Source organism: Bradyrhizobium sp. Leo170 (assembly GCF_004296405.1).
GTDB lineage: Bacteria > Pseudomonadota > Alphaproteobacteria > Rhizobiales > Xanthobacteraceae > Bradyrhizobium.
In genome coordinates this window covers 1-19,023 of record NZ_PSRR01000149.1, presented here as the reverse complement: position 1 = coordinate 19,023, position 19,023 = coordinate 1, and the positions used below count along the sequence as shown (strand labels likewise).

Below are 19,023 nucleotides of genomic sequence, written 5' to 3'. Positions count from 1 at the left end.
CTGCTTGCTCGCGCCATAACACCTCCCTGTGGTTATGGGTCCCGGGTCAAGCCCGGGACGACGAGAGAGTTACGCGGGCCGCCGCGCCAGCTTCACCATTTCCATCAGCAGCGCCTCGCCGGCATCGACGAGGTCTTCCAGCGTGATGCGCTCGGTTCCCTTGCGCAGCGATGTGCCCTGGCGCGGGATCAGCGGCACATGGACGAATGCGGCGAGCTGCAGGCCGTCGGTCTTGTCTGCCGCTTCGATCGCGCGCCAGCTTAAGTAGTTGCAGAGATAGCTGCCGGCATCGCGAGAGGCGCGCGCGTCGATGCCGGTCATAAGCGCAGCGCGGAGCAGTTTTGCGGTGTGCGGTCCGAACATTGTCGCATCGGCGCCGTCGACGATCGAGCCCTTGCGCGCGCGGCGGCGGCCGGCGTCGGCGACCAGCGTGGTGACCGCATTGCGGGCGCGGGTCTCGATCCGCAGATGCGCGGTGCGACTGGCAAGCCCGAACATCAGAAGCACCCGCGGGCGGACGCGCGCGATCAGCTCCGGCAATTCACGATCGACGGCGTCGTAAGTGACCTTGAAGATGTGGCTCGTCAACTTGACGTCGTCGAAGGCGGGACGGCGCAGCTCCGTCAGCCGTTTCACCAGCGGCATGGTCGGATTAAACGGCGCGCCGGGAAACGGACCAAAGCCGGTGACAAGCACGGAGAGCCTTTCGCTCATCGCAGAAGTTCCGCGATCTGCTCGGCAGCCACCGCCGGCGAGACGCGGCCGTCGGCGACCTCGGCCTCCGTCTTCTTCACCCTGGCGCGGATCGCGGGGTCCGAGCGCAGGCGCGCCATGATCCGCTGCTCCAGCATCGACCACATCCATTTCACTTGCTGCTCGCGCCGTCGCGCCGCGAACTCGCTGGAGGCGTTCATCGCGGTGCGATGCTCGACGATCTTCTGCCAGAGCTTGTCGATGCCCGTACCGGTCAGCGCCGAATAGGTTTCGACCGGTGGGTGCCAGTGTTGCGAACGCGGTGCCAATATATGCAGCGCGCTGCGATAGTCGGCCGCCGCGACATTGGCCCGCTTGAGATTGTCGCCGTCGGCCTTGTTGATCGCGATCATGTCGGCGAGCTCGACCAGGCCCTTCTTGATGCCCTGCAGCTCGTCGCCGGCGCCGGGCAGCATCAGCGCAAGGAAGAAATCGGTCATGTCGGAGACCGCGGTCTCGGACTGGCCGATGCCGACGGTCTCCACCAGCACCACATCAAAGCCGGCCGCCTCGCAGAGCAGCATCGCCTCGCGCGTCTTTGCCGCGACGCCGCCGAGCGTGCCGGAGGAAGGCGAGGGGCGGATATAGGCCTGCTCGGACGCCGAGAGCCGCGCCATCCGCGTCTTGTCGCCAAGGATCGAGCCGCCGGTGCGCGCCGACGACGGGTCGACCGCCAGCACCGCGACCTTGTGCCCGTGCTCGATCAGGTACATGCCGAGCGCGTCGATGGTGGTCGACTTGCCGACCCCGGGCGAGCCGGTGATGCCGACACGAAAAGCCTTGCCGGTCTCCGGGAGCAGCGCCTGCACCAGATCACGCGCCGCCGCCTGGTGGTCGGCGCGACGGCTTTCGATCAGCGTGATCGCACGCGCCAGCGCTGCGCGGTTGCCGGCGCGCAGGTTATGGGCGAGGGCGTTGATGTCGAGCGCTTTGGTGCCGCTCATTGCTGATCGTCTTCATCCGCTTTTGGCCGCGATCCCCCGAAAATCCTGGCACCCTCCGCCGTCAGATATGGCTTCAGCGTTTCCCATGGCACGAAGGCGACGTATTGGCCTTCGGCGTAGGGGCCGACCGCGTAGGGCGGATAATGGAAGGTCAGGCCGGAGCTCTTGCCCGCCTCGCTCGAAGGCGCCAGCGTGACCGCGCCGATCTTGAGCAGCGTCGGCTTCAGTTCTTTGTACCACTCGGCGGTCGCGGTCTCGTCGGCGCCGCGCTTCTTCTTCTCGGTGTTCAACGAAGCGATGACTGCCTCCAGCATCGCCTTCATGGTCGGTCCGTCGTCGTCGGTCTCCGTGAAGAAGGGGCGGATGCTGATGCGCTTCTTGTCGGTGGAATCCCACAGGATCGTGTTGACGTCCGAATTCGGATGCGCGCCGCGGGTATTGATGTAGTCGTTGCGGACAATGCTCGCGTAACGGCCACCGACCACCGAGCGGACATTGTACTTGCGCTCGAAGGTCCAGCCGCCACGGTCGAACAGTTGCGGATCCTGCTTCCGTGTCGATGCCGCTTCGGCCGCGCTCTTGTCGACCCACTTCCTGCCTTCGGCAAGGCAATTGGCTGATAGCGCGGGATCGGCCTTGATCTTGTCGTCGAGATAGACGGTGGCTTCGATGCTCCTGTTCTTGACCAAAGCGTCCGGCTTCGGATCGGCGAAGGCCGGCTGGAGACATATGACGCTCAATGCCAGCGCGATGCTTAATTTGCTCAGTAAGGTCAAGGTTTGACTTCCTTGGCAATTTGTCCGGCGAAGCGCTTCAGAGGTTCGAGATCGCGCTCGACCATGTTCCATAGCAAATCCGCGTCAGTTCGGTGATAAGCGTGGCGCAGCCAATTTCCAAGATCGGCCAAACCTCGCCAATTGATACCAGGTTCTCTCGCCTTCAATTCCGTCGGAATAGACCGAGACGCTTCGCTAATGATTTCAAGCAATCTTTCCGTCGCTAGTCGTGCCACCAGATCAGCGGCAAAGCTTTCGCGCGTGTGCCCAGCTACCATGTGTCGAATATGGTCGATCGCCGCGACGATGTGATCGATTCGATCAGCGAGGGTTGGGCGCACGTCAAAACACTTCGACGATATCGTCCGCTATGCGCTGCGCGAAGCGGGGAGTGAGGGAGCGTCGCGTGGTAGCCTGCGCCTGCAATCCGGTCGCATCCTCTATGATATGCTCAACATTAATCAAGTTAAGGAGCGAGAACGAGGCGTCTGGCTCGATCTCGACAAGCACATCGATGTCGCTGTCAGGCCGATTGTCGCCGCGTACGCGAGAGCCAAAAATGGCAAGCTTCGACACACCCGTCGCCTTTATGGCGTCGGTGTTCTTCCGTATCGCAGCAATGATTTCGTCACGCGTCATCGCACAACTCTCAGCGGCTTCGCTAGTAGTCTATCAACTACTCCGCCGCCTCGCTATGGCCGAGCCGGGCGTTGAGCTTGTGGATCAGCTCTTCGGCGGCGTCGGAGATCACGGTGCCCGGCGGGAAGATCGCTTCCGCGCCCGCCTGGTACAGCGCCTCATAGTCCTGCGGCGGCACCACGCCGCCGATGATGATCATGATGTCCTCGCGGCCGTATTTCTTCAGCGCGGCCTTCAGTTCCGGCACCGCCGTCAGATGCGCGGCGGCGAGTGAGGAGACGCCCAGGATGTGCACGTCGTTTTCCACCGCCTGTCGCGCCGCTTCGTCGGCGGTGGCGAACAACGGCCCGATATCGACGTCGAAGCCGATGTCGGCAAAGGCCGATGCGATCACCTTCTGGCCGCGGTCGTGGCCGTCCTGGCCGATCTTCGCCACCAGGATGCGCGGCCGGCGGCCCTCGGCCTCCTCGAAGGCATCGATCAGCGCCTGCACTTTTTCCACCCGGTTGGACATGGCGGCTGCCTCCCGCTTGTAGACGCCGGTGATGGACTTGATCTCGGCGCGATGGCGGCCGAACACTCTTTCCATGGCGTCCGAAATCTCGCCGACGGTCGCCTTGGCACGCGCGGCGTCGATGGCGAGCGCCAGCAGGTTGCCGTTGCCTTCGGAGGCCGAACGGCTCAGCGCCATCAGCGCCTGCTCGACGTCCTTCTGATTGCGCTCCTGCCGCAGCCGTTTCAGCTTGTCGATCTGCAGCCGCCGCACGTTGGTATTGTCGACCTTCAGGACGTCGATCGGCGCCTCGTTCTCCGGCCTGTACTTATTGACGCCGATCACCGCCTGCTTACCCGCATCGATCCGCGCCTGGGTCTTGGCGGACGCTTCCTCGATGCGCAGCTTCGGCACGCCGGCTTCGATCGCCTTCGCCATGCCGCCCAGTTCCTCAACCTCCTGGATGTGGCCCCAGGCTTTGGCGGCGAGATCGCGGGTCAGCCGCTCGACATAGTAGGAGCCGCCCCACGAATCGATGATCCGGTTGGTGCCGCTTTCCTGCTGCAGGAAGAGCTGGGTGTTGCGCGCAATGCGGGCGGAGAAGTCGGTCGGCAGCGCCAGCGCTTCATCGAGAGCATTGGTGTGCAGCGACTGGGTGTGTCCCTGCGTTGCCGCCATCGCCTCGATGGTCGTGCGCATCACGTTATTGAAGACGTCTTGCGCGGTCAGCGACCAGCCCGAGGTCTGGCAATGCGTGCGCAGCGACAGCGAGCGCGGGTCCTTCGGGTCGAACGGCTTCAAGAGCTTGGCCCAGAGCAGCCGCGCGGCGCGCATCTTGGCGACTTCCATGAAGAAGTTCATGCCGATCGCCCAGAAGAACGACAGCCGCGGCGCGAAGCGGTCGACATCGAGGCCGGCGGCAAGGCCGGCGCGCAGATATTCGACACCGTCGGCGAGCGTATAGGCGAGCTCGAGATCCTGCGTCGCCCCGGCCTCCTGCATGTGATAGCCGGAGATCGAGATCGAGTTGAACTTCGGCATCCGCTGCGAGGTGAAAGCGAAGATGTCGGAGATGATCCGCATCGAGGGTGCCGGCGGATAGATGTAGGTGTTGCGCACCATGAACTCTTTCAGAATGTCATTCTGAATGGTGCCCGACAGTTTCTCCGGCGGCACGCCCTGTTCCTCGGCGGCCACCACGAACAGTGCAAGGACCGGCAGCACCGCGCCGTTCATGGTCATCGACACGCTCATCTGGTCGAGCGGGATGCCAGCGAACAGCGTGCGCATGTCGTAGATCGAGTCGATGGCAACGCCGGCCATGCCGACGTCGCCGGAGACGCGCGGATGATCCGAGTCATAGCCGCGGTGGGTGGCAAGGTCGAAGGCGACCGAAAGGCCTTTCTGCCCTGCCGCGAGGTTACGGCGATAGAAGGCGTTGGAGTCCTCCGCCGTGGAGAAGCCGGCATATTGCCTGATGGTCCAGGGCTGGTTGACGTACATCGTCGGGTAGGGGCCGCGCAAATAGGGCGCGATGCCCGGCCAGGTCTCGAGAAAGTCGATGCCTTGACGATCGGCCTCGCTATAGCTGGGCTTTACCGGGATGCCCTCTGGCGTCAGCCAAGGGTCTGCACTGCCGGTGGGCGCGACGGACACGGTTTTCTCAAACGCGATATCGGCGAAGTCAGGTATGCGGCTCATGGTCATCAACTATAGCATGTGCGATCGAAAGTGGTGGCTACCTCAATCATGGTCCGGATGCTGGTGGCTGACGATGGTCGCCATCTTCTCCGGTCCGTAGTTCTGCTGCGTGGTCTGACTGGGAAGGTTGGCGATGCCGACCACCCAGCCGAGGCGGGATTCAGTGCCGTATTGCCGGGTCGGCGCCACCATGTCGGGCCGGTCGAAGGAGCCGGTCATGATCTCGATGCGGGGGCCGTCGATGCGGCGGAAGCTCAACGGCGTGCCGCAGGCGGCGCAGAAATCGCGCTCGGCGATCGAAGAGGAGCGGAACGAGGCCGGCTTGCCGCGGGTCCAGGCGAAGTCGTTCTTTTCGATGTCGGCGAAGGAGGCGAACGGCGCGCCGGAGGCCTTCTGGCACATCCGGCAATGGCAGATGCTGATACGCGTCGGCGCCGCCGTTACCGCAAAGCGGATCGCGCCGCATTGGCAGCCGCCGGTCAGAACGGGTTTTTGGCTCGACGTCATGCTCACTCCATCCGCCTATAGGCTTCCTGCAGCGTCGCCGGCGCGTCGCAGCCGGCAAAGATGAAATCGGTCACGCCGGACGCGCGCAGTGCGGCTTCCAGCTCCCCCGGCCGTCCAGCCAGATAGATATGCCTTGCGCCGGCGGCTTGAAGAGCCTTGGCCGCGGCGGCGGCGTGTTCCGCACAGACCTTGTCCGAGGAACACAGGCAGACGATCGTGGCCCCCGAGGCCTTGAAGGCGTCGGCAAGTGCTGTCGGATCGGAAAATCCCTGGCTGTCGACCGCCTCGATGCCGCCGGTCTCGAAGAAGCTCTTCGCAAAGGTGGCGCGCGCGGTGAAGTCGGCGGGCGTGCCGAGATTGGCAAGGAAGATTTTTGGACGCTCCCCGCTCGACTTCAGCCTTGCGTCGGATTTGTCGCGCAGTGCCTCGAAGGGTTCGGCAAGCCGCATCGGCGACAGCGCGTCGAACTTGAATTTGGCCTCGCCATAGGGTGGCAGAACAACCGGCTTTGCTTCCAGCACCGTTGCATCGGCCTCGTGCAGGTTCGGAAACTCGCTGGCGCCGGTCAGCACGTCACGACGCTTGGCGATGTTGGCCTCGCGCGCGGCACGCGTAGCGGCGACCTTGCGCTGGATCAGGTTCTGTTGAAGCGCCGCAAAGATGCCGCCGGCTCTTTCGATCTCCTGGAACGCCAACCAGGCAGCTTCGCAAAGCTCCTTTGTCAGCGCCTCGATGCCGCCGGAGCCCGCCGCCGGATCGGATACTTTGGCGAGATTGGACTCTTCCAAGAGAATGAGCTGCGTGTTGCGCGCAACGCGCCGGGCAAAGTCGTCGGGCAGGCCGAGCGCCAGCGTGTGCGGCAGCACGGTGACGGCGTCGGCGCCGCCAAGCCCCGCCGAGAAGGCGGCCATGGTGGCGCGCAGCATGTTCACATAGGCATCGCGCTCCGTCAGCATCCGCCAGGCGGTGTCGGCGGCGATGAACAGTGGTCGTGGCGTCAGTCGGCAGGCCTGTTCGACCCGCGCCCACAAGAGCCGCAGCGCGCGGAATTTCGCCAGCGTCAGGAACTGGTCGGTATCGGCGCTGAGCCGCGCATAGACCATGCCTTGGGCATCCTCGAGCGCGACACCGGCTTGTTCGAGGGCGCGCAGATAGGCGACCCCGCTTGCCAGCACGAAGGCGAGTTCCTGCACCTCCGATCCGCCGGCATCATGGATCACCCGCCCATCTGCAGCGGCGAAAGGCCCCTTGAATCCGAGCGCCACCAGGCCTTTGACGGCGCCGGTCACCGCCGGCACGATCTCGCTCCACTCATAGGGGCTAAAGCCCCAGACCGCACAGGCCGCCAGCGGATCGAGCCCGAAACGGATGTCACACTTGGCGGGATCAAATCCCCTGCGCTTCACATATTCCGCGACGTGGATCGCGGCCATCCGTGATTGCGGGCCGATCTGGAGATCCAGCGCGATACCGGCATCGAGGTAGATGCCGTCGAGCACCTTGTCGACGGCTTCGGCCGTTGGCTCTAGTCCAAAACCATAGGCGCCACTGCCGCCGGCGAAGACCAGCGCGAGGCCGGTGGCGCCATTCTCGAGATCATGCAGCGCCTGCGCATTGGCGCGGCGCGGGTCGGGATCGTCGATCCGCTGCATGATCTGCCAGGGCGCAGCCTGGCCTCGGCCGGCGATCGGGCTGGCATTGGTGGCGCGGCGATAGATCGGCTCGATTTTGATCCCGTCATAGGTCTTGCCGACCAGCTTCTCGAACGGCGCGCCCTTCAGGACGCCGTCCACCAGCTTGCGCCAGTCCTCGTAAGTCGCCGGCGCGAAATCGGCCGCCAATCGCAGATCGTCAGTCGTGGTCGTCATCCGCCCTATCGTTCCTCAAGTCTTCCTCGCCGTTTGACCGGAAATTGCCACGCCGAAGCCGCCAAGCCAAACCCTAGTTTGGGGTACCGTAGCCCGGGTGAAGCGCTAGCGTAACCCGGGGCCGCTCGCAAACGTTGATGCAGGTATCCCGGGTTGCGCGTTCCGCTCCACCCGGGCTACGCGTCACTCACCGAAATCCGGGAGCCGCACGATACCGTCGGTCGAAACCGCCGCCAGCGCATCCCTGATCCTGCGTCCCGCAATGACACGGTCGGGCGCGATTTCCGCGAGCGGCACCAGCACGAAGGCGCGCTCGAACAGGCGAGGGTGCGGCAGCGTCAATTCCGGCCGGTCGATCCTGACATCGTCATAGGCGATCAGGTCGAGATCGAGCGTGCGCGGGCCGAAGCGGCGTTCGGGGGAGCGGTCGCGGCCGAACTTGGTCTCGACCTTCTGCAGGCAGAACAAGAGCGCGTGGGGATCGAGGCTGGTCTCGATCTCGATGCAGGCATTGACGAAGCCTGGTTGCTGTTCGTCGCCCCAGGGAGGCGTGGCATAGTCCGCCGAGCGGGCCACCAGCGCGGCCTGCGTCATGCCGCAAACTTGCGGAATGGCCTTGTTGAACGTCGCGCGGACGTCGCCGAGATTGCCGCCCAATGCAATCAGCGCGCTAGCCATGCGCGGCCGTTTGCCGCGTGCGCGTCAGCACCACGCCGACATCCTCGAAGATCGCGGCGATTGGCGCGTGCGGCTTGTGCACGGTGACCTTGACCGCGCTGACGCGAGGGAAGGTCGACAGCACCGCGTCCGCCACCGCGCCCGCGGCTCGCTCCAGGAGCTTGTAATTGGTATCCTTGAATGCCTCGGTCGCGGTCGCCACCACATTGGAATAGGACACGGTGTCGGCAAGCTTGTCGGTGCGCGAGGATTCGGAGAGGTCGACGGAGAGTTCGAGATCGATGACGAAGCGCTGCCCGACTTCGCTCTCGTGTTCCATCACGCCGTGACGGGCATGGATGAAGATGCCGGTGATGAAGATCGTATCGGTCATTCCTGCTCCCTGATCGCTGCCGCCACCCGCAACGCCTGCACTGTTTCCGCGACATCGTGAGCGCGGATGATCTGCGCGCCGCTCTGTGCAGCGATGAGATGCGCCGCGATCGAGCCGCCGATGCGCTGGTGCGGCTCCGACGGCGTCACGGTGCTGATGAAGCGCTTGCGCGAGGCGCCGACGAGAAGCGGCAGGCCGAACGCGCGAAGCTCTGCGAGCCGCGCCAGCACCATCATGCTCTGCTGCGGCGTCTTGCCAAAGCCGATGCCGGGATCGAGCACGATCTGGTCGGCCGAAATGCCAGCCTTGGCGGCGATGTCGAGCGAACGGGCGAAGAAGGCCGAAACATCCTTCATGATGTCGATCGAGGGATCGGCCTGGTCGCGGTTATGCATGATGATGATAGGCACGTGCTGCGCCGCGACCAAGGGCGCCATGCCGGCATCGCGCTGCAGGCCCCAGACATCGTTGGCGATGAGCGCGCCGTGATCGAGCGCCCAGGCCACGACGTCCGATTTCATGCTGTCGATCGATACGGGCACGCCGAGCGAGACGACATCCGCCAGCACGGGCTGTAACCGCCGCAACTCCTCTTCTACCGAGACCGGCTGGGAACCGTAGGGGCGGGTGGATTCGGCGCCGATGTCGATGATGTCGGCGCCGTCGGCGACCATCTTGCGCGCCTGCGCCAGCGCCTGTTCGGGCGCGGTAAACCTGCCGCCGTCGGAAAAGGAATCCGGGGTGACGTTGAGCACGCCCATCACGGCCGGGTAGGGCCGGGATAGCAGCGTCGGCAGCACCCCAGTCCCGCCGGAATGGGCGTCCCTTTGCATCGCAGCAATCATGCCGGTCGATTTGCGCGTCCCGCACCGGCGAGTCAAGCTGGGAATAGCGAACGGGCTTAGAGCATGATCCGGAAAAGTGGAAACCGGTTTTCCAAAAAGATCATGCTCAAACAAAGAGATGAGATCATGATCCGATTCCGTCTAATCGGATCATGATCTAGTAAGTGATCTTGGGCGGCAATTTGCGTGCGCGCTCGATCAGGAGCTCGACCGATTTCTCCGAGGGCAGGACGCGGACGAGCTTACGCTTGGTGTTCACGTCCTTCATGTTCTGTGCAAGCCGCGCCGGATTGCGCAGCGCGAGTTCGCGAACGGTGGTGACGCCGGCGGCGCGGACCAACCCGACCTTTGCCTTACCCATCCCGGGAATGCGCATGTAGTCGGAGACGTTGGCCCATTCGAGCAATTGTTGTTCGCTGATGCCGGTCTTGGCCGCGAGCACCTTGCGTCCCTTGACGGTGCGGGCGGCTTCGAGCAGCGCGTCCGTGGTGCGAATGCCCTGAGCCTTCAATTTCGAGGCGCAATAGGCGCTCAGACCATCGATCTCGGAAAGTGGATATGTCATGATGTCTGGTATTGAATGACTCAACCTGAGGGTGCGTTCAAGCAAATTGGCTGAGTCCTGGCGTCCCCGCGACGATCTCGCCCATCTGATCCGCTCCGAGTTTGTCGCGCCCGAACCGGAAAAGTTCACGCGCAATCTTCTGAACCTCATTCATGCTGAGGCCGAGCGCCATCAGCCTGGTGCCGACAGCCATCAATCCGCCGCCCATCAATCGCACGAGACCTGCACTGTTGTCCGCGGCCGCAATCGCCGCTTCCGCGCCCGGAATCTGGCCGATCAGCGCTTCAACCTGGCTGGATGGCCCCTCCCGACGGAGGAAACCCAGAACGATGCCGACGGTCTTTTCGGCGACAGCGCTATCGATGCCGGCCTCGGCGGCCAGCCGTCCAACCAGTTCGTCCATCTTGCCCCGCCTCTGCCGGCTTGCCGCCGGACCTTGCTTGGGAATTGATCTTGAGCGCCTGTGTTGCGAATTACAAGCGACGAGCGCAGATGATCCCACTTTTCGTCCTCATCACAGGCGAAGTGTTGCAGTAATACAAGAGTACCTATGCTAATCGCGCTGTTCTATCGCGTTGCGTCATCGTTTTTTGAACGGCTCGCAAGCGAAAGAGAAGATGAGAAGTGTGACGTCCGGGCGGCAAAAAAGCGCTGGCGGCGCTTGACAGTTTTAATCGACGGGCAAGATGCAATATGATGGGTGTGTTCGGCGAAGATGCCTTCCCGATACGCGCGAAGAGGCGATGCGATGGCGACTTCCGACAACAAGATTGCCGATACGGACGAGAAGATTTTTATCGGTAAGGGCGAACAAGCGGCGTGGCTGACACTTGCGCTCGCCAATCGCCACGGACTTGTTACCGGCGCAACGGGAACTGGCAAGACCGTCACACTGCAGGTGATGGCGGAAGGATTTGCGCGCGCTGGCGTTCCGGTCTTTGCCGCCGATATCAAGGGAGATCTGTCCGGGATCGCTGAAGTCGGCGAGGCCAAGGACTTCATTGTCAAGCGCGCCAGCGAGATGGGGCTGAAATTCCAGCCGGACCAGTTTTCGACGGTGTTCTGGGATGTGTTCGGCGAGCAGGGGCATCCGGTGCGCGCGACCGTCACCGAGATGGGACCGCTGTTGCTGTCACGGATGCTTGATCTCAACGACGTCCAGGAAGGTGTTCTCAACGTCGCGTTCCGCGTCGCCGACGAGAACGGACTTGCACTGATCGACATGAAGGATCTGCGCGCGCTTCTGGATGCGATTGTGCCGTCTGGCGGCAAGAAAGCCGCCGATGATGAGGAAGATCCGCTGGAGCCGCTCCGCAAAGCAGCGCAGAGCTTCGGCAATGTCAGCAAGGCGACCGTTGGGACCATCCAGCGCCAGCTCCTGGTGCTGGAAAATCAGGGCGGCGCGAAATTCTTCGGCGAGCCGGCTTTGACGCTGAAGGATTTCATGAAGACCGACAGCGACGGCCGCGGCATCGTCAACATCCTCGCTGCCGACAAGTTGATGCAGAGCCCGCGGCTCTATGCAACCTTCCTGTTGTGGATGCTTTCAGAATTGTTCGAAGAACTGCCGGAGGCCGGCGACCTGCCGAAGCCGAAGCTGGTGTTCTTCTTCGACGAGGCGCATCTCTTGTTCAACGATGCGCCGAAAGCGCTGCTGGACAAGATCGAGCAAGTGGTGCGGCTGATCCGCTCCAAGGGCGTCGGCGTCTACTTCGTCACCCAGAATCCGATCGACGTGCCGGACAAGGTGCTCGCGCAATTGGGCAACCGCGTGCAGCATGCGTTGCGTGCCTTCACGCCGCGCGACCAGAAGGCGGTCGCGGCCGCCGCGCAAACGTTCCGGCCCAATCCGAAGCTCGATACCGCCCGCGTGATCATGGAACTCGGCAAGGGCGAGGCGCTGGTGTCCTTCCTCGAAGGAAGCGGTACGCCGTCGATGGTCGAGCGCGTGATGATCCGGCCGCCGTCAGCACGGATCGGGCCGGTTACGCCGGAGGAGCGCAAGAAGATCATCGACGCAAGCCCGTTCAAGGGTAAATACGATACCGCGATCGATTCCGAATCCGCTTACGAGATACTGCAGAAGCGGATCGAGGGGACGGCGCCGCCGGCGGACGGCTCGGAAGCTGGCGGAGGCGGTGGCATTCTGGGCCAGATCGGCGATATTGCCGCCACGATCTTTGGCACCAATGTGAGGCGCGGCAGGCTGTCGACCGGTCAGGTCATCGCGCGCAACGTCACGCGCTCGGTCACCAACAAGGTGATCGGCGGCATCGTGGCCGACGTCGGCAAATCGGTCGGCGGTCAGGTCGGCGGCTCGATCGGACGTGCACTGGTGCGCGGCGCGCTTGGCGGCCTGTTGCGGCGGTAGGGTCTCGCTGCGACACCAGATTGTGACGAGGGATGGATTGCTTCGTCCGCTCCGCTTCTCGCAATGACGAACGGGGACTGCTCTCCGCTCCAACCACCGTCATTGCGAGCCACCCGGTCGGCGCGAAGCGCCGCCGGATGACAGGCTCCGCGAAGCAATCCCTGCGTTATCACGAAATGAAAAGGATCAACGGCTTGCTGATGTCTGGAACGAGCTTGTGCTGAGATACCCATCGCTTCGGGCACCGCTCGACATCCTGTTCTTCCTCGGCTGCATCGCGCTGACCGCCGATGTGCTCGTTCCCGAGATTTTCGGGCACGGCAAGACCAAGGATTATCCATTGTGGTATTGGGCCGGGCAGCAGGTGCTGCAGGGCAAGGATCTCTATCCCGCCGATCCCCATACCTATTTTGATTTCATCTACCCGCCGCTGCCGGCGGTGCTGCTCGCTGTGCCCAGCTATTTCGGCAAGGTCGCGCTCTATCTCGCGCTCTCCCTGCTCAACATCATCGCCTGGTGGATGACGGCGCAGCTATCGCACGCGATGGCGGGATCGGGCCGCAAGCCGGGCTGGCTGTTGGAGGCGCTGCCCGGCCTCGTCACGCTCACATTTGTCTTTGATATGTTCGATCTCGGCCAGCCGAATCTGATCCTGCTGGCGATGATGCTGTACGGATTCTGGCTGTTGCGGCTGAGCCGGCCGTGGTTCGCGGGAAGCATGTTTGCGCTGGCGACCGCGATCAAGGTGTTTCCGATAGCAGTATTGCCCTATCTGATCTGGCGCAGGCACTGGACGGCGGTTGCGAGTACGTTGGTGTTTCTCGCCGTGTTCTTGTTCGTGCTGCCGGCGCCGTTCCGCGGCTTCCAGCACAACGTCACGGAATTGAAGACCTGGTATCAGGGCATGGTCGGCTCGAGCTCGGAAAAGGGCTTCGGCCAACGCGACGAGCAGAACTGGTCCTGGGTGAACCAGTCGATCATCGCGATGACGCATCGGCTGACGCGTCCGGTCAACTACAACCAGGACGATCCGTTCAAGGCCAAGCCGGCGCGGTACATGAACATCGTCGATCTCGACTTCAAGACGTCGAACCTCATCGTGCTGGCGATCTCGCTCGCGCTCGGTCTCGGCTACATCGCGGTGATGCCGCCGGCGTCGCGCCGGACTGAAAAGTCCGATGCGGAGGAGATCGGCATCCTGTTCTGCCTGATGACGGTCGCCTCGCCACTGGCGCGGCAATACTACTTCCTCTGGCTGTTCTTCCCGATGACGGTCCTGATGCACCGCGCCGCCTTTGATCCGCGGCCGGCGGTCCGGACCGGGACGTGGATCCTGCTGGCCGTCGCCGGCTGCCTGCTCCTGTTGTCGCTGCCGCTGTTTCCGATCGATGTGCAGGCCTACGGTAACAATCTCGTGGCGACCATCGTGCTCGCGGGTGGATTGGTCTGGCATATGCGGCATTCGCCTGCGGCCGATGCCGCCGGCGCTTTGCCTCCGGCGGCAGGCGGGCTAAAACTCGGTGACAACAGCGCCCACAGCTAGGGAATTCAGCGATGTCCAGTCCAAAGCTTCAAGCCGTCCTCGACCGCATCGACGCCGATTTCGACAACAGCCTGGAGCGGCTGTTCTCGCTGCTGCGGATCAAATCGATCTCGGCCGATCCGGCCTTTGCGGCTGACTGCAAGGCGGCAGCCGAGCATCTCGCCAAGGATATCGCGACGCTTGGCTTCGCGGCCGAGGTCAGGCCGACCGCGGGCCATCCGGCCATCGTCGCCAAGGCCAACGGCAGCACGGATGGCCGGCCGCATGTGCTGTTCTACGGCCACTACGACGTGCAGCCGGTCGATCCGCTCGATCTCTGGCACCGTCCGCCGTTCGAGCCCGTCGTCACCGACCATGCCGACGGCCGCAAGATCATCGTTGCGCGCGGCGCGGAGGACGACAAGGGCCAGTTGATGACCTTCATCGAAGCCTGCCGCGCCTGGAAGCAGGTGGCGGGTTCGCTGCCGATTGACATCACCATCCTGATCGAGGGCGAAGAAGAGGTCGGCTCGAAGAACTTCGTGCCCTTCCTGGAAGCCAACAAGTCGGAGTTCAAGGCCGATTTCGCGCTGGTCTGCGACACCGGCATGTGGGATCCGAACACGCCGGCGATCACCACCTCGCTGCGTGGCCTCGTTTATGACGAGGTCAAGATCAAGGCTGCCAACCGCGATCTGCATTCCGGCGTATTCGGTGGCGGCGCGCAGAATCCGATCCGCGTGCTGACCCGCATTCTCGGCGGCCTGTTCGACGACAATGGCCGCATCACCATTCCCGGCTTCTATGACGGCGTGAAGGACCTGCCGGCGGATGTGCTCGCGCAGTGGAAGAAGCTCAATCTGACGCCCGAGAGTTTCCTGAAGCCGATCGGGCTCTCGGTGCCGGCCGGCGAGAAGGATCGTCTATTGATCGAGCAGATCTCCTCGCGCCCGACCTGCGACATCAATGGCATCGTCGGCGGCTATATCGGCGAGGGTTCGAAGACGGTGATCCCGTCGCTCGCCTCGGCCAAGATCTCGTTCCGCCTGGTCGAAGGGCAGGATCCCGCCAAGATCCGAAAGGCGTTCCGCGATTACGTGACCTCGCGGATCCCGGCCGATTGTTCGGTCGAGTTCGGCGACCATTCCAGCGCGCCCGCGATCGCGCTTGACTGGAACATGAAGCCGCTCGCCGGCGCCCGGCGCGCGCTGACGGAAGAGTGGGGCAAGGAAGCGGTTCTCATGGGATCAGGCGCATCGATCCCGATCGTCGCCGATTTCAAGCGCACACTCGGCCTCGCTTCGCTTCTGGTCGGCTTCGGGCTCGACGACGACAATATCCATTCGCCGAACGAGAAATACGACCTCAAGAGCTTCCACAAGGGCATCCGCTCCTGGGCCCGCATCCTGGCCGCGCTTGCGGAGCAGAAATAGTTTCAGCACGGCGTAGGCGTAGGGTGGGCAAAGCGCCTACACGCGCCAATGTATAGACGAGCACAGGCGGAAGCGTGCCCACCATTGCGAGCGGAGTGCTGATGGTGGGCACGCTTCCGCCGGCGTTCGTTTGAACGGCGGCGCAAGAAGTCGCTTTGCCCACCCTACCGGCATCACCCTTAAAAGCTAAAACGCCGCCCGGAATTGGGCGGCGTTTTTATTCGGTCGTGCAGAGGTTGTTGGAAGCAACCTTACACCAAAATCCCGAAAATTCAATTGCGGAAGCTCGGGTCGATGCGGTCGAGCTTGCGGAGCAGGGGTGGCCACACCAGCGTCGTCGAGCGCAGTTCGGCGCGGTCTGGATTGGAGAGCAGCGTGGTGTTCTTGTCGATCACGGACTGCTCGACCGGGTAGACGGTCGGGCCCAGCATGCGGGTGCGCACCTGCATGGTGCAGGCCCTCTCCAAATGGTACATGCGCTCGAAGGCGGAGGCGACGGAGCGGCCGACCGTCAGCGTGCCGTGGTTGCGCAACAGCATGTGGTTCCTGTTGCCGATGTCCCGCTGCAGCCGCGGGCGCTCGTCATGATCGAGCGCGATGCCCTCATAGTCGTGATAGGCGAGATCATGGGTGACGAGCTGGGCGGTCTGGTTCAGCGGCAGCAGCCCTTCCGGGCAGCTCGAGACCGCGGTGCCGTCAGGCGTGTGCAGATGGAGCACGCAGCCGGCGTCCTCGCGCACCTCGTGGATGGCGGAATGGATGGTGAAGCCGGCGGGGTTGATGTTGTAGTCGGTCTTGGACAGCAGATTGCCGTTGAGATCGACCTTGACCAGGCTGGAGGCCGTGATCTCCTCGAACATCAGGCCATACGGATTGATCAGGAAATGATGCTCCGGCCCCGGCACGCGCGCGGAGATGTGGGTGTCGACCAGATCGTCCCAGCCGTACAGCGCCACGAGGCGGTAGCAGGCGGCGAGGTTGACGCGCTGTTGCCACTCGGCATCCGTCATATCCGACGGCACTTCCTTCAAGCGAGCTTCCGCTGGCGACATGACCGGCTTCTCCCATGTGTCGATTTGTCAACGGGAAGCGTAACCTTGCCGCCAGCCGGCAGCAAGGCAAGTTCGGGGTGCCTGATATGCGGTGCCGGCGAAAGCCAGACTACGGGGCGGGGATCGCGAGCAGGCTCGAGATGCTGCGGCCGCGGATGTCGTAGACGCGGGCGAACACGACATCGTCGCGCTTGATCTCGACCAGCACGGGCGCGGTCAGGCCCTTGCAGTAGAACTCGCCGAGCGTCATGGCGAAATCGGCGGACTGGCTGTCCCAGCCGATGGTGAAGTCCGGGCCGAGCGCAACCTGCGCCGGGCGCTGCGGGCCGCAGACGGCGACCTTCCATTTTCCGTTAAGCGGCGGAATTTCCTGCCGCTCGATCAATTGCTCGCGCAGGCCATCGGAAGCCTGCTTCAGGGCCAGGCCCCAGTAGTCGAGCATGAACAGGTCGTCGGCACCGCGGACCGTGCCGGCAATGTGGTTGAAGTGGGTATATTGGTAAGGATGCAGCCGGATCATCTCGCTGAGCGGCAGCAGCAGGCCGAAGGTGAAGACGGCGAGCGCCACCGGCTGCCAGCTCCGACGCTTTTCGCCGAGCCAGTCCATGGTGCGGGCGAAGGCAAAGCCCGCCAGCACCGCCATCGGCGGGATCACGAAAATGAAATGGCGGATGCCGTTATAAAGCGCCGGCCGCTTCACCATTGCGATGACCAGCGGCAGCGTTGCCGCCAGCGTCAGCATCAGCAGGACGGTCTTGCGCCGCGCGGCGACGTCGGCGCGCGACAGCGACATCAAGCTCATGACAACCGCTGCGACCAGGAGGCCCAGCAGCACCTCGGGAAGCTGCAGCGCGAACAACGTCGGCAGATAGGACCACGGCATGTCCGGCACCGAGACCAGCGCGCCGTCGAACATCTCCTTCCAGGGCTTCTCGAAGAAGTGCGAGAAATAGGTGACGGCCTCGAGCGGGTGGCCCGGTTCCATGATCGACCACGGCCAGATCAGGCCCATCACCAGATAGCCGAAGATCAGCCCGGGCAGCAGCACGTAGACCACATGGACGAAGCGATACGCCGCCTCGCGCGGGCCTTGCTTGCGGACTTCTTCAAGCAGCAACGGCACGAAACCCACCGCAGCGTAGATCAATGCCAGACCGCCGAGAACCCGGCAGCCGAGCGAAAGCCCGGCGCCAAACCCGACGATCAGGATGGTGCGCGGCGAAGGCGCCGGATATTCCTCGGCAAGGCGCACAAGACCCATCAGCAGGATCATCATCGCCACTGCGAATGGCGCATCCTTCGGGTTCATGAACATGTGGCCGTAGAAGGTCGGGCACAGCGCGAGCAACAGCAGCGCGGCAAGGCCGGCCAGCGGGCCGCCCACGCGGCGGCCGAGCCGCCAGCTCACCGCAAGCCCGATCACGCCAACGACGGCGCCGAGCAGCCGGCGGGTTTCGAACAATTCGAGCGGGATGACCTTGTGCAGGAGCGCCGCGGCCATGTCGAAACCGCCGCCATACATGTAGAGATTGGCGAATGACAGCGCGCCGGTGTCCTTGAAGCCGGAACCGTACATTCGCAGCAGCAGGTCGGCGTATTCGGCGTGGGTGTAATCGTCCCAGCCCAGCCCGTAATCGCGGAACGTGAGGCCTGCGATCAGGGCGACCGCGCTTAGCACGACGATCGCAAGATCGTCGCAAGTCTTTTCCACCGAGCGCCGCGCGGGCGTTTCGATGGCAGAAGTCGTAATGGATGACATGGCTATTGGTGACCCGGCGTCCCTCGGCCCTGATGGCGCTTTAGGGCCTCATTCCCCGGCATCCATATAGCGCAGTTCCACTAACGAGTAATTGGGAATTGTGGCGTAATTTACTGATGCGTCGCAGCAATTTGGCATCAATTCGTAGCCGGTAGATCTACGGGGGGACGCGTTGGCGGCGGCTGCCCTGAGAAGCGAACGGAGCGGTAATCCTGTTCAAGATCCGGATAGGAACCGTCTCCGGAATTGTTGGTTGGCGATGCACATAATATGACGGTATCGTGGAATAAGGGGCCGGCGCATAGATTTGGCGCGGTTTTCGGGGGTGAGTTTGATGATGGTCGGGATGTTGGTCGCGGGTTTTGGCCTGCTTTTGGCAGGCCTGCTGGCGATCGGCTATGGCATTCAATACAAGGAATTCAGCGTCGGCAGCACGCTGATCCTCTCCGGTGTATTCGGCTTCTGCACCGGCCTGATCATGTTCGGCCTTTGGCTCAATGTCCGGGAGCTGCGGAATCTCGCCCGGCGCCTGGGTACCGGGATGCCTGCAGAGGAGCCCCACGAATTTTCGCTGCCGCCGGACGCACCCGTTGCACCGCGTGCCGCGGCTGCGTCCGAGGGTGGATTCCCGTTCAGGCGCGGTCAACCAGCGGCAGAAGGTTCTGGGGACGGCGAGCCGGTGGTACCGGCGGCGGCTGGTGCGACCCCGCCGCCCTGGTATCACGAGGCCGCCGCGCGCGATCG

At 63.4% G+C, this 19,023-nt stretch carries 18 protein-coding genes and 1 pseudogene; 4 read left to right on the top strand and 15 right to left on the bottom strand.

Annotated features, from left to right (window positions below; genetic code table 11):
• Positions 1 to 69 precede the first annotated feature (69 nt).
• From CWO89_RS23520 to CWO89_RS23460, 13 genes are all read right to left on the bottom strand, one after another.
• Positions 70 to 714: a pyroglutamyl-peptidase I gene (locus CWO89_RS23520; protein WP_130581109.1), complete on the bottom strand. Its 645-nt coding sequence runs from the start codon at positions 712 to 714 to the stop codon at positions 70 to 72.
• Positions 711 to 1,697 (bottom strand): methylmalonyl Co-A mutase-associated GTPase MeaB, encoded by a 987-nt coding sequence (meaB, locus tag CWO89_RS23515; protein WP_130581108.1) that lies wholly within the window; start codon positions 1,695 to 1,697, stop codon positions 711 to 713. Before meaB ends, CWO89_RS23520 begins: the two co-directional genes overlap by 4 nt.
• Positions 1,694 to 2,464: an RsiV family protein gene (locus tag CWO89_RS23510; RefSeq protein WP_130581111.1), complete on the bottom strand. Its 771-nt coding sequence runs from the start codon at positions 2,462 to 2,464 to the stop codon at positions 1,694 to 1,696. The genes meaB and CWO89_RS23510 overlap by 4 nt, the downstream gene beginning before the upstream one ends.
• A 5-nt stretch (positions 2,465 to 2,469) precedes the next feature.
• Complete coding sequence (locus CWO89_RS23505; protein ID WP_130581107.1) at positions 2,470 to 2,814, bottom strand: HepT-like ribonuclease domain-containing protein; 345 nt, start codon at positions 2,812 to 2,814, stop codon at positions 2,470 to 2,472.
• Between the two features lies 1 nt (position 2,815).
• Positions 2,816 to 3,112, bottom strand: coding sequence for a nucleotidyltransferase family protein (locus tag CWO89_RS23500; RefSeq protein WP_130581106.1), 297 nt, complete (start codon positions 3,110 to 3,112; stop codon positions 2,816 to 2,818).
• Positions 3,113 to 3,149: 37 nt separating this feature from the next.
• On the bottom strand, positions 3,150 to 5,306 hold the full coding sequence (gene scpA / locus CWO89_RS23495) for a methylmalonyl-CoA mutase (protein ID WP_130581105.1): 2,157 nt from the start codon (positions 5,304 to 5,306) through the stop codon (positions 3,150 to 3,152).
• Positions 5,307 to 5,348: 42 nt separating this feature from the next.
• Positions 5,349 to 5,813, bottom strand: coding sequence for a GFA family protein (locus tag CWO89_RS23490; protein WP_130581104.1), 465 nt, complete (start codon positions 5,811 to 5,813; stop codon positions 5,349 to 5,351).
• Positions 5,814 to 5,815: 2 nt separating this feature from the next.
• Positions 5,816 to 7,681, bottom strand: coding sequence for a methylmalonyl-CoA mutase subunit beta (locus CWO89_RS23485; protein WP_130581103.1), 1,866 nt, complete (start codon positions 7,679 to 7,681; stop codon positions 5,816 to 5,818).
• Positions 7,682 to 7,864: 183 nt separating this feature from the next.
• Complete coding sequence (gene folK / locus CWO89_RS23480) at positions 7,865 to 8,359, bottom strand: 2-amino-4-hydroxy-6-hydroxymethyldihydropteridine diphosphokinase (RefSeq protein ID WP_130581102.1); 495 nt, start codon at positions 8,357 to 8,359, stop codon at positions 7,865 to 7,867.
• Positions 8,352 to 8,732: a dihydroneopterin aldolase gene (folB, locus tag CWO89_RS23475; protein ID WP_130581101.1), complete on the bottom strand. Its 381-nt coding sequence runs from the start codon at positions 8,730 to 8,732 to the stop codon at positions 8,352 to 8,354. The genes folK and folB overlap by 8 nt, the downstream gene beginning before the upstream one ends.
• A complete protein-coding gene (folP, locus tag CWO89_RS23470) occupies positions 8,729 to 9,577 on the bottom strand; it encodes a dihydropteroate synthase (protein ID WP_130581100.1) in 849 nt (282 codons plus the stop codon). Before folP ends, folB begins: the two co-directional genes overlap by 4 nt.
• 157 nt (positions 9,578 to 9,734) lie before the next feature.
• A complete protein-coding gene (locus CWO89_RS23465; protein WP_130581099.1) occupies positions 9,735 to 10,142 on the bottom strand; it encodes a DUF4332 domain-containing protein in 408 nt (135 codons plus the stop codon).
• Positions 10,143 to 10,179: 37 nt separating this feature from the next.
• On the bottom strand, positions 10,180 to 10,545 hold the full coding sequence (locus CWO89_RS23460) for a DUF2267 domain-containing protein (RefSeq protein ID WP_130581098.1): 366 nt from the start codon (positions 10,543 to 10,545) through the stop codon (positions 10,180 to 10,182).
• Positions 10,546 to 10,890: 345 nt separating this feature from the next.
• Between CWO89_RS23460 and CWO89_RS23455 the strand changes: the two genes are divergently transcribed.
• The 3 genes from CWO89_RS23455 to CWO89_RS23445 all read left to right on the top strand — a co-directional run bounded on the left by CWO89_RS23455 (position 10,891) and on the right by CWO89_RS23445 (position 15,468).
• Positions 10,891 to 12,513 (top strand): helicase HerA-like domain-containing protein, encoded by a 1,623-nt coding sequence (locus CWO89_RS23455; protein WP_130581097.1) that lies wholly within the window; start codon positions 10,891 to 10,893, stop codon positions 12,511 to 12,513.
• A gap of 217 nt (positions 12,514 to 12,730) precedes the next feature.
• Positions 12,731 to 14,056: a glycosyltransferase family 87 protein gene (locus CWO89_RS23450; protein WP_245476459.1), complete on the top strand. Its 1,326-nt coding sequence runs from the start codon at positions 12,731 to 12,733 to the stop codon at positions 14,054 to 14,056.
• 11 nt (positions 14,057 to 14,067) lie between these two features.
• Complete coding sequence (locus CWO89_RS23445; protein WP_130581096.1) at positions 14,068 to 15,468, top strand: M20/M25/M40 family metallo-hydrolase; 1,401 nt, start codon at positions 14,068 to 14,070, stop codon at positions 15,466 to 15,468.
• A 272-nt stretch (positions 15,469 to 15,740) separates the two neighbouring features.
• Here CWO89_RS23445 and CWO89_RS23440 read toward each other — a convergent pair whose 3' ends face one another.
• Together CWO89_RS23440 and CWO89_RS23435 are read right to left on the bottom strand one after the other, a co-directional pair.
• Positions 15,741 to 16,520, bottom strand: coding sequence for a class II aldolase/adducin family protein (locus CWO89_RS23440; protein WP_130581095.1), 780 nt, complete (start codon positions 16,518 to 16,520; stop codon positions 15,741 to 15,743).
• Between the two features lie 109 nt (positions 16,521 to 16,629).
• Positions 16,630 to 18,279: a glycosyltransferase family 39 protein gene (locus tag CWO89_RS23435; RefSeq protein ID WP_130581094.1), complete on the bottom strand. Its 1,650-nt coding sequence runs from the start codon at positions 18,277 to 18,279 to the stop codon at positions 16,630 to 16,632.
• A gap of 337 nt (positions 18,280 to 18,616) precedes the next feature.
• Between CWO89_RS23435 and CWO89_RS23430 the strand changes: the two are divergent.
• A pseudogene (locus CWO89_RS23430) lies at positions 18,617 to 19,023 on the top strand (DUF308 domain-containing protein); the annotation flags it as partial.

What these genes read in the sequence shown, in the direction of transcription:
- CWO89_RS23520 (WP_130581109.1), bottom strand. Translation starts at nt 714, where the DNA reads ATGAGCGAAAGGCTCTCCGTGCTTGTCACCGGCTTTGGTCCGTTTCCC.
- meaB (WP_130581108.1), bottom strand. Translation starts at nt 1,697, where the DNA reads ATGAGCGGCACCAAAGCGCTCGACATCAACGCCCTCGCCCATAACCTG.
- CWO89_RS23500 (WP_130581106.1), bottom strand. Translation starts at nt 3,112, where the DNA reads ATGACGCGTGACGAAATCATTGCTGCGATACGGAAGAACACCGACGCC.
- scpA (WP_130581105.1), bottom strand. Translation starts at nt 5,306, where the DNA reads ATGAGCCGCATACCTGACTTCGCCGATATCGCGTTTGAGAAAACCGTG.
- CWO89_RS23490 (WP_130581104.1), bottom strand. Translation starts at nt 5,813, where the DNA reads ATGACGTCGAGCCAAAAACCCGTTCTGACCGGCGGCTGCCAATGCGGC.
- CWO89_RS23485 (WP_130581103.1), bottom strand. Translation starts at nt 7,681, where the DNA reads ATGACGACCACGACTGACGATCTGCGATTGGCGGCCGATTTCGCGCCG.
- folK (WP_130581102.1), bottom strand. Translation starts at nt 8,359, where the DNA reads ATGGCTAGCGCGCTGATTGCATTGGGCGGCAATCTCGGCGACGTCCGC.
- folB (WP_130581101.1), bottom strand. Translation starts at nt 8,732, where the DNA reads ATGACCGATACGATCTTCATCACCGGCATCTTCATCCATGCCCGTCAC.
- folP (WP_130581100.1), bottom strand. Translation starts at nt 9,577, where the DNA reads ATGATTGCTGCGATGCAAAGGGACGCCCATTCCGGCGGGACTGGGGTG.
- CWO89_RS23465 (WP_130581099.1), bottom strand. Translation starts at nt 10,142, where the DNA reads ATGACATATCCACTTTCCGAGATCGATGGTCTGAGCGCCTATTGCGCC.
- CWO89_RS23460 (WP_130581098.1), bottom strand. Translation starts at nt 10,545, where the DNA reads ATGGACGAACTGGTTGGACGGCTGGCCGCCGAGGCCGGCATCGATAGC.
- CWO89_RS23455 (WP_130581097.1), top strand. Translation starts at nt 10,891, where the DNA reads ATGGCGACTTCCGACAACAAGATTGCCGATACGGACGAGAAGATTTTT.
- CWO89_RS23445 (WP_130581096.1), top strand. Translation starts at nt 14,068, where the DNA reads ATGTCCAGTCCAAAGCTTCAAGCCGTCCTCGACCGCATCGACGCCGAT.
- CWO89_RS23440 (WP_130581095.1), bottom strand. Translation starts at nt 16,520, where the DNA reads ATGTCGCCAGCGGAAGCTCGCTTGAAGGAAGTGCCGTCGGATATGACG.
- CWO89_RS23435 (WP_130581094.1), bottom strand. Translation starts at nt 18,279, where the DNA reads ATGTCATCCATTACGACTTCTGCCATCGAAACGCCCGCGCGGCGCTCG.